Below are 15427 nucleotides of genomic sequence, written 5' to 3'. Positions count from 1 at the left end.
TCTGCTCGTTCTCATCGTCCAGCTTGGGGCTGTACCGATAGCACGTCTCACTGACGTCGAACGCCCGGCACGCCAGCGCAATGCTGACCCCCTTCATCGCCACCGCTTTCACGGCCAACTCTCGGCGTTGAGCTGGCCGCTTCATTTTTTTCCGAGCGCCTCCTTCAGCAGGTCGTTTTGCATGCTGACATCAGCAAACATACGCTTCAGGCGGCGGTTCTCCTCGGCCATCGCCTTCATCTCGCTGATCAGGCTCGCATCCATACCGCCATATTTGGCCCGCCATTTGTAAAGCGTGGCACTGCTCATGCCATGTTCACGGCACAACTCGGCAGCAGGAACGCCGCCTTCCATCTGGCGCAGCACGCCCATGATCTGGGCCTCCGTAAAACGTGTCTTCTTCATCGGAATCTCCTCGTTCATCCTGCCGAGAAAATTCTACTTCCGCATCCCCTTAACATCGGGGGGGATTACCCCCTCTGGCCGGCATGGTGCAATTGGCTACCGAGTGCTGCGTGGGGAAACCGGTAAGAACGCCGCTGACATACTTGTGGCACTGGATGCGCTGGAATTGGTGCTATCCAAAGATATACGTTGTTTCGTAATCGCATGTTTTGATGGTGGTTTTACCCAACTTACCGCCAGACTTCAGTAGCACGGAACAAAGGTCATAGGGCTGGAGCTGTGCGGGGGATAATCATCTGACCTTCGCTCCAGAACTCTGCTTTACTTTTCTCTCCGAGAGATAGATTTCGAATAGATCGAGAAATTAGTTGTGCTGCCTCATCTAAATCTATTGCGCCGGTAAGAATATGGGCTACGTCAATATCGATACTCGCGCCCCAATCCTCTAACGTCCGTGTATTGCCACAGATTTTGATGGTCGGCGCAAGCGGCATTCCTGAAGGATTAAAGACGCCCATAGCAAACAAGGAAACCTGTGCACCTCCCAATATCATTCCAGACAATGACACTGGGCTAAAGAACGGGGTATCCATAAAGAATAACCCCTGCCCTTCTGGCGCTTCGGCGAAATCAAGACAGCCAGAAAACCGATTTTTACCGATTTTACACAAGGCGCCCATAGTCTTTTCTGTAAGCGTAGTCAGACCAGCTTCGATATTTTCCTGCGTAGGATTTACACCTCTATAATCGTGTCCATCGGCCAGCATCAGATTCTCAACAGATTGAATTCGCGCGATTATTTCCTTAGCAATAGCAGGACTATCGCAAGACTGCTCAACCACATGTTCGCCACCTAAGAACTCGGCTGTTTCTGACACTATCGCGCGACCACCTCTGGACAAAAGATGGTCGACAAAACGCCCGATAGCAGGATTGGCGCAAATCGCAGAAGTGGCATCCGACCCACCGCATTCCAAAGCAACAGTCAAATCTCTCCATTGAAGTTCGACCTTTTCATTCTGTGCTGCCTGATCAGATAGAAATTCCAGCAAATTCGCCATTTCAGAAACGGCACTTTCCATACCGCTGAAGCCCATTAACGCACAAACTTTTATAGGCTTCGGAAGGACTGAAAACTCAGCTTCCAACGCAAGTGCAGCAGCGCGATCATGAGTGACAACGAGAGCGGCGCCAACATTGGGATGCTGCACAACTCGTTTTATGACCTCCGCCTGCAGTGTTGCATCATTTCCACGAAGCCCTCGTTCAAATTGTGGCAGCAGTTCAAGCGACCCGGGAACCCTCTCCGCGGCCATCGCCACCGCACGGTCAGCCAGTGCCACCGTTGAGAAAGCAATGACATGATTTCTGATACCTGGCGCGCTATCGGTTCGCGCCCAACCCAAACCGGGTTCAGGCCACATTATGGACATGCACGTGCTCTCCAATGCAGATATCTTCGCTCGCGGTACCAATGGTGATACCGTACTTAATGATCGGTTCTCCCTTCCGAATTGCGCAGATTGCGACTTTGTGACCAAAGGGGACACCTAATGCACAGTCTTTACCGTCAGCCAAACGGTTTACCGTCTCTTTCGCATCAAGCACTGTCGTCACATTATCTGCGGTATGCACAGTTAAGGACATACGCCCCCCCCGAGTGATTGCCCGTTCTTCAGTCATGCGCGGTCTTTCCGGTAGACAGCATGCTCAGTAGTATAGAATTGAATGGTCGATGCCCCGTTTGATCCACCCACGCCGAGAGCACTGTCCTTGACACCCACAAACGGCATGTGGTTTTCGGGAAAGCTTCCAGCATTAACGTGGATCATTCCGCTTTCGCTACAATTAACAAATGCTTCGATCACTGGGCTCTGTTCGGAGTACAGACACGAAGATAGACCGAAAGCAACGCCATTGGCGATTTGGAGAGCCTCGTCGATATCTTTATAGCGAAGTACAGCGACAACCGGCCCAAAAACCTCATCGCGGGCGATCTCCATATCGGGCGTCACGCCCGAAATCAAAGTCGCCGGGTAGTAATGGCCGCCGGAGTTCGTATCTACTAAGGTTCCGCCGACTTCTATTGTTGCACCGGCAGCACGGGCTCGATCGACAAAACCAGCAACATCCTCCAGGTGTTGGCCTGAAGACAAGGGTGCGAGGCCGCTATTCGGGTCGGTACCATCGCCGGGTTTGAGAGCGCTAAAGCGGCGTGTCAGCCCGTCGATAACTGAATCAAAAATTTCCTCACGTACAATGACTCGGCTGATTGCTGTACACCTCTGACCCGACACTGCCATAGCTGCAGCAGTTATCTGGTCCAGCGCAGATCCAATATCCGAGGTGTCATTTAGGATGACTGGGTTTTTCCCCCCAAGCTCCAAGCTTACTTCGGACAAATGCGATACTGCCGCGATCGCAACTTTCTTGCCTACTTCTACGGAGCCGGTAAAGCTGACCGCATCAATACCTGGGTGCTCGCAAAGAAACTGTCCCATTCGTCCGGGACCAATTACAACTGTCAGTAATCCCTGAGGGAGAAAATCACGCGCGACTTCTTCGATGAGGACCACTGCCCCAGGGCATAGGCTGGCTGGTTTTAATATGATCGCATTACCATAGAGGAGCGCGGGCGCCAATTTGCGTATTGGAGTAGAGAATGGAAAATTCCATGGGTTAATTCCAAGAACGACACCGCGTGGCCGTCGAGTTGAATATGCTCCCACGCCGTGGGTTTGTGACGGCAGCACCTCTCCCAGAGGAGCGCCAGCTCGTGAAATCGTTGCACGGGCCTCTGCGAGACCCTTACCAATCTCACCTTTGGATTCGCGAAGCAATTTACCCATTTCCAACGTGATCCTCTCCGCAATCTCATCCGTACGTGCCTCCAGTGCATCAAAGAATGCACCCAAGATGCGACCACGTTCAGGTTGAGGAACCCGCGCCCAAGTCAATTGAGCTTCCCGAGCTCTATCTACTATTGCGTCAAGTTCACTGGCTTCGGTTTCGTCGTAATGCGCAACAATTTTTTCGGGGTGCGCTGGATTAGAAATTTTAAGTTTAGACATAACCTACCTGAGAGATCTAAGGGTTTCTGGCAGCCACAGACTGATCTGGGGAATGATAATTAAGATCAGCATGGCGATGACCAATGTTGCCACGTAGGGCAAAATTGCTACGGCGACCTTTTCAAACCGGATTTTGGCCAGCGAACTCGCAACGAAAAGATTTACGCCGAGGGGAGGAGTTAAGAACGCGATTTCGACTGTCACGATCAGAATGATTCCGAAATGAACAGGATCAATCCCATAGCTTTTTACCAGCGGAACGAGAATCGGCGCCAAAATGATGATAGCACTCATGGTTTCCATGAAAGTACCAATTACGATTAGTAACGCACAAATCAGGATAAGCAGTTTTACCGGACTATCAGTGAGGCCTCCAAACACATCCACCACGTCCTGCGGTATACGCTCCAAAGTTATTACTGTCGCAAAAAGTGTGGAACATGCTACAATGATCATCAAGGCGCCGGAAAGGCGCACCGCATTTTCGAAAGCTTCCATCAACCGCGCCCAAGTTAACTCGCGATACACTACAACACTTACAATCAGGGCGTAGACTACGGCGCAAACTGCGGCTTCGACAGGTGTGAAAAGCCCAAGATAAATACCGCCGAGGATAAAAAGTGGTAGAAAAAGCGCGAATTTCGCATTCCAGACAAGCTTGAGGATACGAGGTTTCGGTTCTTCGCCCGGTTCGTCAACTGGCGCCTGCATAACAGCCCCCGTACGGAGCGCCATAACATAAGCTACTACGGCAAGGAGTAGTGCAACCAGGATACCTGGAATGAGCCCGGCAGCGAAAAGATCCGCAATTGAGACATTAGCAATAATACCGTAAATGATCAGGGGGTTCGAAGGTGGGATCATTACACCGAGTGTCCCGCCAGTAGCCGAAACGCTCGCGGCATATGCAGGCGGGTAGCCGTACTTGACCATCGCCGGAATCATGATCGCGCCAATCGCTGCAACTGTTCCGGGGCCTGAGCCCGATATTGCCGCAAAAAACATACACGAAAAAATCGTTACCAGACCGAGACTGCCTGGAATATGGCCAAACGCGCTTCGGAATAGGCCGATGATGTCTCCAGTGATTCCACCCCTTTCCATGATGTTACCTGCAAGGATAAACCCTGGAATGGCGAGAAGCGGAAATTTATCCAATCCATTTAGTACATTCTGGGTGGCAAAGACCAATGGCGCATCGGTCATGTAGCTGATTACCAATCCTGTAATCCCAAGCCCGGCATAAATCGGTAGGCCGATCAGTAGTAAAATCGGGAACAGTGTCAGAAGCACTATGACGACATCACTCATGAAGAGTACCCCCAGTCATAAGTACCAATAGGTCTCTAAGGTGGATAAGGAATATGACAACGAACCCAGTACACATCGCCACGAATAGGTGGTTTTGATTGAACCCAATGGCCGGAGAAATATTGGGATACTTTAGCCCATCAAGGAAATTGAGCCCTGAAAATACCACCATAACCCCGGCGAAGCAGAGTAAGATGATTGTGTGCACAAATTGAATTGGACGCTTACCAATCCACTTTATCATTAACTCTGCGAATACGGTCACACGAAGGTGCGAGCGAGTCAGCGTGCTGTATGCAGCTGCAAAAAATACCATGGATATAAAGGCGAACCGGCTAATCTCTTCAGTCCAGTCAACTGCCAAATTTAATTCTCGCGCCGACACTTGCAGAAAAAGAGAAGCCACCATTAGGGCAATCCCAGCTGCAGATATTATGAACAAGATTGTCCTCAGGATTGCCATTTAGCAGATCTCCATCATTCGAGTTCCCGTCAGCCCGGATGGGCTGACGAAATTTCGTTTATGTAGGCTTCATTCGTCGCCGGGGTAACCGTCGAGGATTTCGCGTGCCTTCTCGACAACTTGTTCGCCATCCGGTCCGATCGCGTCATAGTAATCCGGCCAGATGGCCCGAGCCTTCTCCATCCACTCGGTCTCATCCTCAATCTTTGTTATTTCGATCCCGGCCTCGCGTGCCATGTCCCAATAACGCTCGGCATCTAAAGGTTGCCACCAGCGAATATACTGCGTTGCCTCTTCACCCGCTCGCAAGATTGCCTCTTGATGGTCTTCTGACAGACCTTGGAACCACCGTTCAGAAACCATGATGGGGTGAGTTAAGATTGTGTAATGAAAGGTGGTCATACGGTTGACTACCTCATTGAACTTCATGCCCATGACGTCGGGCACCGGGTTGTCTCCCCCTTCGACGACACCCTGTTGAAGGGCACTATACAGCTCCGACCACGCGATTGGCGTTGGTTTGCCGCCCCAAGCCTCATACGAGGCAATCATAATCGGGTTAGGGGGTACACGCATCTTCAAGTCGGCAAGGTCAGCGGGCTTTTCTATTGGATTGTCGGACTTGTAAAAGAACGACCGCCAGCCCGAATTTTCCCATCCGACGATGCGAACACCTGCCTCTTTAATGACGCGCGGCACGAGATAGGGCGTCAACTCGTCCTGAAGATAGTTTACTTGGTCAGTTGACGTCGCGAGATACGGCAGAATGAACACGTTAAGTGAAGGCGCGAGAGCTGCCGCGTTGTTGGTCGCGGGTAAGGTAACATGCAATGCACCTTGACGTGCCTGTTGCAACATTTCGCGCTCTCCACCCAACTGTGCGCCGGGGTAAATTTCGCCGCGAATCTCGTTGTCGGTATAGATTGCTACCAATTCTGCAAACCTTTTCAGCGTTGCAGTATGTGACGACCATTCCATGTTTACCGAATGGCCAATCTTCATTGTGATCTGATCTTCCTGCTCAGGGATCGAGCGCCAGTCGAACGGATTGTGCTCCTGAGCCATAGCTGGCAGCGCGAATATCGCTCCCGCAAGACCAACTGCCGCAGCATTAAAGAAATGTTTCATTATTTTCCTCCTCCTGTTAAATTTTACTGGGCAAATGGGTTGCTCCAGCTTCTCCCAGAATGATTGCGGCTCCCTTCTCCGCGATCATGTACGTCGGCGCATTGGTATTTGCGGAAGTGATTTTCGGCATGACTGAGGCATCCACAACGCGGAGCCCTCTTACGCCCCGCACTCTGAGCTGAGGATCAACGACCGAGCAATCGTCTGAGCCCATGCGGCAAGTGCCAACAAGATGGTATACCGTACCAGCCATACGCCGGACCGCTGCCAAGATCTCTTCGTCAGTCTGGACCTCAGACCCCGGCACGACTTCATTTTTCCAACGATCGCGGAAAGGCTGCTCATTATACAGCTGTCGAACGATCCGGACACCCTCGACTATGACATCCCGATCACGCTGGGTACTAAGGTAATTGAGTCGTATCTCGGGATCGGCAAACGGATCGGCTGACGTAATTTGGATGCTACCTCGGCTTTCAGGATGACATTGCCATAGCGAAGTGGTGAAACCGGAATAGCGGTGAAGAGGCGCACCCGGTTTATCTACCGACAGAGGCATTACAAACAGCTGAAGATCAGGGCGATCGCCTTGTGCATACTTTGTTCGCACCGCACCACCGACCTGCCCGGCCCCAACAGTCAAGGGCCCCCGCGCATTAAAAAGCCAATCCAGTCCGATGCCCGCAAGCTTAAGCGGATTCCACACATGATCGTTTAGAGAGTCTTTTTTGTCCGATAATTCAACTATGGTACGCATCTGGAGGTGGTCTTGCAGGTTCCTCCCCACCTCTGGCGAGACATGTTGCGGCTTAATTCCCGCCTTTTCGAGAACGGTTTCAGGCCCTATGCCCGAGAGCTGGAGCAGCTGAGGAGTTTGCACAGCTCCACCGCAAAGCAGCACTTCTTGGTCAGCGCGTACCTCATACTCCCTTCCCTCTTTTAAGTAGGCCACTCCAACCGCGCGATCGCCTTCAAATAGGATCCGCGTAACCTGAGCTCGCGTTCGAAGGGTCAAATTTTTGCGGGTTAACGCTGGCTTTAGAAATGCCGTAGCTGCACTATCACGCCATCTTCCCCGCAGCGTCAGTTGATAGCTTCCCACGCCATAGGACTCAGCACCATTAAAGTCTAAATTACTGGGGTAGCCCGCATTTCTTGCGGCTTCGAGCCAGTCATGACAGGCAGGATTCTCATTACGAAGGTCCGAAATGCTTAGAGGTCCATGAGCTCCACGGAACTGGGAAGGCGGACCTTGATAAGACTCTACGCTTCGAAAATAGGGCAGCACGTCTCCGTAGCCCCATCCATCTGCGCCAAGGGCGGCCCAATCGTCGTAATCTTCGCGCTGACCCCGGATATAAATAAGCCCATTTATCGAAGAGGAGCCGCCTACCACCCTACCACGAGGGCAATCCATTTGCCGTCCAGCGATCCCATCATCAGGTTGGCTTCGGTAAAGGTGTGAAACACGCTCATTATATATTGAACGAAAATAGCCAACTGGAAGTTTGAGCCAAAATCCGCGATCCTCCCCACCCGCTTCAAGAACGAGGACGCTGAAGTGACCGCCTGCGGAGAGGCGGTTCGCAAGGGTGGAGCCTGCGGTACCCGACCCAACTATGACATAGTCATATCCCTGCACTGCCTCGACCCCGCGATTAATTCTAAAGTTCTACTTATAGACATAAGTGCGATTCGGGGTTGCATACAAGCATAAAGTGCTAACAATAGGACTATACAACTTTTTTGACCACGAGGCCTCTTTGAAATGAGCCAAACGCCATTGAGACAGGGACGATCCCCTCTCTATCTCCAACTGACAGAAGTATTGCGACAGCGGCTTGCTCGCGGCGTTTGGGCGGAAGGCGAAAAGCTGCCAACCATCGAACAGCTTACCTCAGAGTACAAAGTCTCGAGAGTTACAGTACGCCAAGCAATTAAAATACTTGAAGAAGAAGGACTGGTTTTTGCACAACGTGGCCGCGGGACTACCGTTCTCGCGAGACCAGATGGCCTTCGCCCACTCAAGGTCGAAACCAGCCTAACAGACCTTGTAGAGATGTATCGCGGTGACGAGGCCGACCTTATCCTCTTGGATGACACAGAGGCAAACCTTCCAGAAGGTGACTACGATGGGTCAATATGCGATAGCGGATATCACATGCTGCGCCGCGTGCATGCGCGTAAAGCAAAGCCATATTGCATTATTACCCTCTACTTCGCTAAGCCCATTTTCGAAAAGCATGAAGCTCGGTTGCGGAAAGACCTTGCTCTACCAGTGCTTTGGGATGAACCCGAAATTAACGTCGCAACAGCGCGTCAAACGCTGCTCATCGATCGGTGTGACATGGAAACCGCGAAGCTGATCGATCTGGAAATAGGTGCGCCGATCGCCGAAGTACGCCGAGTGTTGTGTGACAACGATGGAACCATAATATATTTGGCAGATGTGGTCTATCGAGGCGACTATATCCGCTTAGATATGGACCTCTTGGCATGAATACGGGAATGTCTATTACCCGGATTAATGCTTTCGCATATCGCGCTCCGATCGACACTCCCGTGGAGACTTCATTCGGAATCATGCGGGACCGGCCGGCTGTCTTTGTTCGCCTTGAAACGGAAGATGGGGCATTCGGCTGGGGAGAAGTCTTTGCAAACTGGCCGTCTGCGGGAGCCGAACACCGGGTCAACTTGTTACGCGATGATATCGCGCCGCTTATCATGGGGCGACGATTTGAAGCGCCAGGGGACCTGTTCAAGTTTTTGGATCGCGCAACCCAAATAAGAGCCTTGCAATGCGGCGAGGAAGGGCCGTTCAGACAGGTGATTGCCGGGCTCGACATAGCGATGTGGGATCTGTTTTCAAGAAGGGCAAGTTTGCCAGTCCGGGAACTATTGAACGGTAATGCGCCCGCTGCTGTTCCAATTTACGCCAGTGGAATACACCTACATGCAGCTCAGGAAATTATCCAGAATGCTGCTTCCAACGGTTTCAGCATCTTCAAAGTGAAAGTTGGGTTTGGGCCCGATGAGACCGCTGCCGTTAAGGAAATCCTGTCGGAGCTTGCTTCGGACCAAACTTTAGCCATCGATGCGAACCAGGGATGGTCAATTGCTGAAGCAAGTGCCTTTTTGCAAAGTTTCAGCGCAGATGAGCTTATGTGGGCAGAGGAGCCTATGCCAGCTTACGCGCCGCTTTCGGACTTGGATCGGTTAGCGGATATGATTGATGTTCCGCTTGCGGGCGGTGAGAATATTTCGGGTTATCGAAATTTCGCACATGCAATTACGAAGAGTCCCATGGCCGTGCTTCAGCCGGATGTCATCAAGTGGGGCGGCCTTAGCGGATGCTACCGAATCGGATCAGCCACGTTAGCCTATGGCAAACGGTACTGCCCTCATTACTTAGGCGGCGGAATTGGATTGGCGGCCTCAGCAGAGCTGCTGGCCAGCGTGGGTGGAGATGGAATTCTGGAACTTGATGTTAATCCTAACCCGTTACGGGAAGAGATCGTGTCGACCACCCACCATGTGAAAGATGGAAAATGGAAACTGCAACATAGCCCTGGATTAGGGATCGATGAACTTCCTAAATCCCTTCTGCGCTACAGGACTTCGTCTATAGAGCTAACTAAAGGCGGTTAAGGTAGGTTTGGCAGCGTTTATACTTCGGCGTCGCAGTGAGAGATGATCTCGTCGGCCCATCGGGCGAAACACACTCAGCTGCCTTTATAGCACCCGGACGACCGAAGCCTTGGTGAATGACACTTCAAGGACACACCCAGCGGCGTGGGACACCCATCTCATAGACCATTGAATTCTATAGGCTTCGTTAAGGGAGGGCGTGGGACACTGTGTTGTTAAAAATCAGCTACTTATGCTCAGGGTTCGATTCCCCTACGGGCTGCCACTTTTCTTCTCCAGAATTCAAAGACAAGCCTCCAGAGGCACTAAAGAATCCCCTCGGAATCGCGCAGCTGATCCGGGGTTTTGGCGCTTGCCCGCCTGCGCCCTGCGCCCAACTGTCGCCCATTTATCGCCCTGACATTATTGTGAGAATTGCGCGATGGCTGGTGGCTTGTGCCTCTGCAACCTCGCTATCCGAAGGCACATAAGCTTAGTGGCCGACACCTAAGACAGATGATTACCCGGAACTTCAGAACCCTATAAGTCTCATATTTATTAACGACTTAATATCTCATCTACGCCTGCGCACGCCCTCCCCTCCACCATCGAACGCCACACATCTGCACCCCATGGCGCCCCCATAAGGCCCTCAACTCACTCCTAAATTCCCACCTGCCCGCCGCCCCGCGAAACAGTCTGTTTCTGAGAAAAAGGATCGAATAAGGCGAAAAGGTGGTAACAAATGATACATATCCTACCTGAACGTATAGGCCGGATAGGTCGTTGAGACGGAGCGGTGCGAAGGCGCCGTGGCCGAAACGGTCCGAATGAATGCGATTGAACCCTGGGGGGTTTGGAATGAAGTACTTTGACGCACACAGCCATGCCTATGGCTCGATGGAAGTGATCGCCGGTCCTGTGCTGGGCCGTGCACAGCCCGCCATGGCGGGGACTGCGGTGCTGCCCGCGCCGCGGGCGCTGGCGGCCCTTCGTCTGCGTTCGACCGGCCTTTATGGCCGCTACGCGAAACCGCTTCTCGACCGGCTGCTGATCCTCGCGTCCCTGCCCATCGCCCTGCCGATCATCGCGCTTTGCGCGCTGGCGCTGTGGATCGAAAGCGGTCAGCCCTTCTATACGCAAAAGCGCCTTGGCCGGGGGGGCAAAGGATTCTCCATCCTGAAGCTGCGCACCATGGTGCGCGATGCCGACGCGGTGCTGGAGAGCTACCTTGCCGCGAACCCCGCGATACGGGCCGAATGGGACGAGATGCAAAAGCTCAAGGACGATCCGCGCATTACGCGGGTCGGCGCTTTTCTGCGCGCCACCTCGCTGGATGAGCTGCCGCAGCTGTGGAACGTGTTCAAAGGTGACATGAGCCTGATCGGCCCGCGCCCGATGATGCCCGACCAGCTTGAAATGTACGGCGATGCGAAAGCCTATTTCGCGCTGCGCCCTGGCATCACTGGGCTGTGGCAGGTCTCGGCCCGTAACAACAGCCGTTTCACCTATCGCAATGAGGTCGACGCCGCCTATCGCCGCAATCTGTCGCTGCCGATGGACCTGACCATTTTGCTGAAAACCGTCGGCGTCGTCTTGCGCCGAACCGGGTGCTGAGCGATGCTCGCCGCGCCCGGCAATTACGAGAAATCCAGCGCCTCATGTTCAAGAAATCGAAAGGGAAGACGATGAGAGACCTCTACGCATCCGATGCCCTCGGCGCGGACAACAGCGATGTGACGGCGCAGTTCGGCGGCCCGGGGATGCGCCACAGCATCCGCCCGCGCCGCACCGTGATCGACCATGAAGATGAGTTCGACGGCGATTTCTCCGAAGGCGACCTGACCTTTGAAGACAGCCTGCCCGCCGCCCCTGCCGTTTCCCGCTACATCGGTGACGACCGCGCGCCGCGCTGGCAAGATTTGCCCATCGCCACCCCCGGCCCCGGCGGCGACATGCCGCTGGTCGACGATCATCGCAACAGCGCCGCCGCGCGGGCCTTTGACCTGCTGCGCACGCGCCTGCGTCAAACCACGTTAGAGCATCGCTGGCTCAATATCGCCATCACCGCCCCCACCTCGGGCTGCGGCAACAGCTTTTCGGCCACCAATCTGGCGCTGAGCCTGTCGCGCGTGCCGGGATCGCGCACCGTGCTAATGGACATGAACATGCGCAGCCCCGGTCTGGCCCGTGCGTTCGACATGCAGGCCCCCGGCGCGATGAGCGATCTGCTCAGTGGCCGTGCCGACCTCGGCAAGGGGATGCTGCGGGTAAGCGATACGCTTGCCCTCGGCCTGAACGACCGGGCCGAAGTGAACGCCGCCGAAATCTTGCAAGACAGCGCCACGGCGGAGACCCTGCTGCGCCTGCGGGCCTCCCTCCAGCCGGAAATCGTCCTTTACGACATGCCGCCGATGCTGGAGCATGACGATCTCTCGGCCTTCTTGCCGCAACTAGACGGTGTTTTGCTGATCTCAGACGGCAGCCAGACCATGGCGCGTCACCTGCGCGAGTGCGAACGGATGCTCGAAGGTCAGGTTCCGCTTTTGGGCATTGTGCTGAACCGGGCGCGGGCCTCTAGCCTGCCGAAATATGCCTGACACCCCCTGTCGCCGTCCTTGCTTGCGCCCTATTATCGCCCAAGTCATCTGATCTAGGCGGGGAAACTCCGCCGGGCAACGGTCGGGGGCTTTGGGCAGGTTGGAAAGAGGCACATGGGACCGATCTATACATTCGATGACTTCATCGACATGATCCGCCGCCGCGCGGGCGTGATCATTTTGATCACGCTTCTGGGCTGTATCGCCTCGGTCTATTGGGCGCTTGCGACGCCGCATGTCTACCAATCCTCCGAAGTCATCCAGATCGAGCAGCCCAAGATCGCCAATGATCTGGCCCCCTCTACGGTCGAAGGGTCTTCGGCGCGGCGTTTGCAATTGATCGAACAGCAGTTGATGGCGCGCGGCACTTTGGTCGATATCATACAACGCTTTGATCTTTATGACGATCTGACCGCATTGCGCATGTCCGAAAAAGTCGATCTGCTACGCCGTTCGGTCACCATCACCGGCGTCGCCGCCCCGCGCGAAGGCTATGCGGATGACGGGACCATCTCGGTCATGACCTTCACCGCCGAGATGGACAACCCCGCCGATGCGCAGGCCGTGGCCCGCGAATTCGCCGACCGCACGCGTCAGATGTCCGCCGCCCGACGCCAGAGCCAGACGCAAGAAACCTTGGAGTTTTTCCAGCGCCAAGAGCAGAACCTGATCCGCGACATTTCGGAGCTTGAGGCCGAACTGGCCGATTACCGGGCCGAAAACGACCTGTCGCTCGAAGGCAGTCTTGAGTTTCGCCGCGGCGAGATCAGCAGCCTCAATGACGCCATTCTTGAACTTGACCGTGAAATCATCGCCACGCGGCTGGCGCGCGATCGGGTCAACCCCGATGCCCGCGCCGCCACCATCGCCCGCGAACAGGCCGAGCTGGATGCCACGCTCGAAAGCCTGACCACGCAGCGCGATCTGCTGCAAGAACAGCGCGAGACCCTGACCGCCAGCCTACAAACCTCGCCCGAGGTCGAGCGGGAGCTGGCCCGGTTCGAACGCCGTCTGACCCAGTTGCAAGACCAGTTGGAGGTGATCACCGCCCGCCGGAATGAGGCGGAGGTGGGATTCTCTCTCGAATCCGATCAGCGGGGCGAGAAGCTGATCACCTTGGAGCAGGCCGAACTGCCTGATTACCCCGTATCGCTCAGCCGCAAGAAACGCGCGGCGGTGGGCGGGATGGCCAGCTTGGCGCTGGCGCTGATCGTGGCCTTCCTGCTGGAACTGCGCCGCCCGGTGATCCGCTCAGCCCGGCAAATGACGCGCGAGACGGGGTTGATCCCTGTCGTCTCGATCCCCGACCTCAGCCCCCGCGAAAAGCGCCGCACCTTGGGCAAGGTATGGCAGGAACGCTTGAAGGCCGGCAAAGAGGGCCGCGCCGCGCGCATGGCCCGCAAACAAAAGGGCTGAACCGCTTAGACTGTGGCGCTCAGCCCCAGCACCCGATCCCAATGCAACCAAAGCGCCAGCGCACCGAGCGCCAGCCCTAAGAGGGCGAAGGTCAGATCATGCCGCGCGTCCCAGACGCCATGCGCCCTTGCGAGCCAGATCAGCACTAGATGCGACAGCACCATCGCGGCCCCCAACCCGATCAGCGCTCCCGGCAGACCGGCGGTGATCACCCCCGCCAGCAGTAGCCCCACTTGCAGGCTGGCCCTTGAGGCCGAAGAGATGAAGAACCGCCGCGAATCCCCCGCGGCCAAAGCCGCTTGATCATAGGTCATCCCGATCACCTGCGGCATCAACGCCAGCGCCAGCATCACCAGAATCGCGCCGCTTTGCAGATAGCGCGGGTCATAGAGGATTGAGACCAACCAAGGCCCCGCCAGCGCCATGACCACCAAAAGCGCCAGTAACCCGCCGCTTAGCCCATAGCGCATCCGCTTGAGCTTGGGATGATCGCCGCCCCCCGCCTCTCGGTAGATTGGGATCATCACCCGCCCGGTGACATTCTGGCCCAGCAGCAGCGGAAAGCTGGCCAGAAAATAGCCGATATTGTAGATGCCCAACCCTTCGAGCGAGAGGAACTTGCCCAAGATCGCCTTGTCGCCCTGACTGGCAAAGAACCAGAACATGGTCGACAGGAAGATCCATTTGCCGAAATGCACCAATTCGCGCACCGCCGGACGCTCCCAGCGAAAGCGGTTGCCCGGCCCCGGCAGGAAGGCATGGGTCAGCGCCAGTTTCGCCAAGGCGCTCACCACACCGCCGACCACCAGCGCCGCCACCGATTTATAGAGCGCCGCGCCCAAGATCATCACCGCGATGCCCATTACCTGCGATGTCAGGTCCAGCAGCGTCAGCCGCCCCATTTGCAGATGCCGATGCGCCGTTTCGATCCGCGTTGGGTTGAACCCGGCCACCACAAGGCTCAGCGCCGCGATGGGGAGATAGGTCAGCAGGAGCGGCTCGTCGTAACCCGCCGCCACTGGCCATGCTAATGCAGAGGCGGCCAGCCACAGACACGCCCCCCGGATCGCTTGGATTGTCCAAGCGGTGTTCAGGAAATCCGGATCATCGCCACGCTTGCTCTGCGCGATGGAGGGGGCGATGCCCACGTCCGAGAACAGCGTCAGCCCGACAATCACCACCTGTATCAGCGCCATCAGGCCAAAGGCTTCGGGGAACAGCAGCCGCGTCAGGATCAGGTTCGACGCCAGCCGGATCGCCTGCGACCCGCCGTAGCCCAAGATGATCCACGAGGTCGAGCGCAGCGCCCGTGCCATCAGGCGATTGCCCGTTACCGCTTGGGAAAGCTTGGAAAACACCCGTTGCTGCGCCTCTGCCAGTTCTCTGCGAGAGCCTAAAGCCTTGCC

The 15427-nt window shown here is 55.3% G+C and carries 13 protein-coding genes and 1 pseudogene; 6 read left to right on the top strand and 8 right to left on the bottom strand.

The features are described 5' to 3' along the window. Nucleotides 1-405, bottom strand: a pseudogene (locus HKX24_RS06210) (transposase); the annotation flags it as partial. Between HKX24_RS06210 and HKX24_RS17625 the strand changes: the two are divergent. Next, the gene (locus tag HKX24_RS17625) at nucleotides 308-655 is read left to right on the top strand and encodes an NYN domain-containing protein (protein ID WP_346428853.1); all 348 of its coding nucleotides are present in this window, start codon (nucleotides 308-310) and stop codon (nucleotides 653-655) included. The pseudogene HKX24_RS06210 and the gene HKX24_RS17625 overlap by 98 nt on opposite strands. A 13-nt stretch (nucleotides 656-668) precedes the next feature. Here HKX24_RS17625 and HKX24_RS06205 read toward each other — a convergent pair whose 3' ends face one another. The 6 genes from HKX24_RS06205 to HKX24_RS06180 form a co-directional block, all read right to left on the bottom strand. After that, complete coding sequence (locus HKX24_RS06205) at nucleotides 669-1838, bottom strand: UxaA family hydrolase (RefSeq protein ID WP_276153884.1); 1170 nt, start codon at nucleotides 1836-1838, stop codon at nucleotides 669-671. Further along, on the bottom strand, nucleotides 1819-2088 hold the full coding sequence (locus HKX24_RS06200; RefSeq protein WP_271693321.1) for a UxaA family hydrolase: 270 nt from the start codon (nucleotides 2086-2088) through the stop codon (nucleotides 1819-1821). Before HKX24_RS06200 ends, HKX24_RS06205 begins: the two co-directional genes overlap by 20 nt. Continuing rightward, nucleotides 2085-3476, bottom strand: coding sequence for an aldehyde dehydrogenase family protein (locus HKX24_RS06195; RefSeq protein ID WP_271693320.1), 1392 nt, complete (start codon nucleotides 3474-3476; stop codon nucleotides 2085-2087). The genes HKX24_RS06200 and HKX24_RS06195 overlap by 4 nt, the downstream gene beginning before the upstream one ends. A gap of 3 nt (nucleotides 3477-3479) precedes the next feature. Then, nucleotides 3480-4787, bottom strand: a complete 1308-nt coding sequence (locus HKX24_RS06190; RefSeq protein ID WP_271693319.1) for a TRAP transporter large permease — start codon at nucleotides 4785-4787, stop codon at nucleotides 3480-3482. A 532-nt stretch (nucleotides 4788-5319) separates the two neighbouring features. Then, a complete protein-coding gene (locus HKX24_RS06185; RefSeq protein WP_271693318.1) occupies nucleotides 5320-6378 on the bottom strand; it encodes a TRAP transporter substrate-binding protein in 1059 nt (352 codons plus the stop codon). A gap of 16 nt (nucleotides 6379-6394) precedes the next feature. After that, nucleotides 6395-8020, bottom strand: a complete 1626-nt coding sequence (locus tag HKX24_RS06180; protein ID WP_271693317.1) for a GMC family oxidoreductase N-terminal domain-containing protein — start codon at nucleotides 8018-8020, stop codon at nucleotides 6395-6397. 126 nt (nucleotides 8021-8146) lie between these two features. On the opposite strand from HKX24_RS06180, the gene HKX24_RS06175 reads away from it, so the two are divergent. The 5 genes from HKX24_RS06175 (at nucleotide 8147) to HKX24_RS06155 (ending at nucleotide 14021) form a co-directional block, all read left to right on the top strand. Beyond that, nucleotides 8147-8878, top strand: a complete 732-nt coding sequence (locus HKX24_RS06175; RefSeq protein WP_271693316.1) for a GntR family transcriptional regulator — start codon at nucleotides 8147-8149, stop codon at nucleotides 8876-8878. Next, entirely contained in the window at nucleotides 8875-10026 is a 1152-nt protein-coding gene (locus tag HKX24_RS06170; RefSeq protein WP_271693315.1) for a mandelate racemase/muconate lactonizing enzyme family protein, read from the top strand. The genes HKX24_RS06175 and HKX24_RS06170 overlap by 4 nt, the downstream gene beginning before the upstream one ends. An 840-nt stretch (nucleotides 10027-10866) precedes the next feature. Continuing rightward, nucleotides 10867-11622: a sugar transferase gene (locus tag HKX24_RS06165; RefSeq protein WP_276153883.1), complete on the top strand. Its 756-nt coding sequence runs from the start codon at nucleotides 10867-10869 to the stop codon at nucleotides 11620-11622. Between the two features lie 71 nt (nucleotides 11623-11693). Continuing rightward, the gene (locus HKX24_RS06160) at nucleotides 11694-12605 is read left to right on the top strand and encodes a CpsD/CapB family tyrosine-protein kinase (protein WP_276153882.1); all 912 of its coding nucleotides are present in this window, start codon (nucleotides 11694-11696) and stop codon (nucleotides 12603-12605) included. Between the two features lie 114 nt (nucleotides 12606-12719). Further along, a complete protein-coding gene (locus HKX24_RS06155; protein WP_067266217.1) occupies nucleotides 12720-14021 on the top strand; it encodes a chain-length determining protein in 1302 nt (433 codons plus the stop codon). A gap of 5 nt (nucleotides 14022-14026) precedes the next feature. Here HKX24_RS06155 and HKX24_RS06150 read toward each other — a convergent pair whose 3' ends face one another. Continuing rightward, nucleotides 14027-15337: an oligosaccharide flippase family protein gene (locus HKX24_RS06150; protein ID WP_271693312.1), complete on the bottom strand. Its 1311-nt coding sequence runs from the start codon at nucleotides 15335-15337 to the stop codon at nucleotides 14027-14029. Nucleotides 15338-15427: the final 90 nt, after the last annotated feature.

The sequence above is a fragment of the Sulfitobacter sp. M85 genome (assembly GCF_029285915.1).
Lineage (GTDB): Bacteria > Pseudomonadota > Alphaproteobacteria > Rhodobacterales > Rhodobacteraceae > Sulfitobacter > Sulfitobacter faviae.
This window is presented reverse-complemented; position numbering and strand designations above follow the sequence as displayed.

What these genes read in the sequence shown, in the direction of transcription:
- HKX24_RS06155 (WP_067266217.1), top strand. Translation starts at nt 12,720, where the DNA reads ATGGGACCGATCTATACATTCGATGACTTCATCGACATGATCCGCCGC.
- HKX24_RS06165 (WP_276153883.1), top strand. Translation starts at nt 10,867, where the DNA reads ATGAAGTACTTTGACGCACACAGCCATGCCTATGGCTCGATGGAAGTG.
- HKX24_RS06175 (WP_271693316.1), top strand. Translation starts at nt 8,147, where the DNA reads ATGAGCCAAACGCCATTGAGACAGGGACGATCCCCTCTCTATCTCCAA.
- HKX24_RS06195 (WP_271693320.1), bottom strand. Translation starts at nt 3,476, where the DNA reads ATGTCTAAACTTAAAATTTCTAATCCAGCGCACCCCGAAAAAATTGTT.
- HKX24_RS17625 (WP_346428853.1), top strand. Translation starts at nt 308, where the DNA reads ATGCCATGTTCACGGCACAACTCGGCAGCAGGAACGCCGCCTTCCATC.
- HKX24_RS06185 (WP_271693318.1), bottom strand. Translation starts at nt 6,378, where the DNA reads ATGAAACATTTCTTTAATGCTGCGGCAGTTGGTCTTGCGGGAGCGATA.
- HKX24_RS06205 (WP_276153884.1), bottom strand. Translation starts at nt 1,838, where the DNA reads ATGTCCATAATGTGGCCTGAACCCGGTTTGGGTTGGGCGCGAACCGAT.
- HKX24_RS06200 (WP_271693321.1), bottom strand. Translation starts at nt 2,088, where the DNA reads ATGACTGAAGAACGGGCAATCACTCGGGGGGGGCGTATGTCCTTAACT.
- HKX24_RS06170 (WP_271693315.1), top strand. Translation starts at nt 8,875, where the DNA reads ATGAATACGGGAATGTCTATTACCCGGATTAATGCTTTCGCATATCGC.
- HKX24_RS06150 (WP_271693312.1), bottom strand. Translation starts at nt 15,337, where the DNA reads ATGGCACGGGCGCTGCGCTCGACCTCGTGGATCATCTTGGGCTACGGC.
- HKX24_RS06190 (WP_271693319.1), bottom strand. Translation starts at nt 4,787, where the DNA reads ATGAGTGATGTCGTCATAGTGCTTCTGACACTGTTCCCGATTTTACTA.
- HKX24_RS06160 (WP_276153882.1), top strand. Translation starts at nt 11,694, where the DNA reads ATGAGAGACCTCTACGCATCCGATGCCCTCGGCGCGGACAACAGCGAT.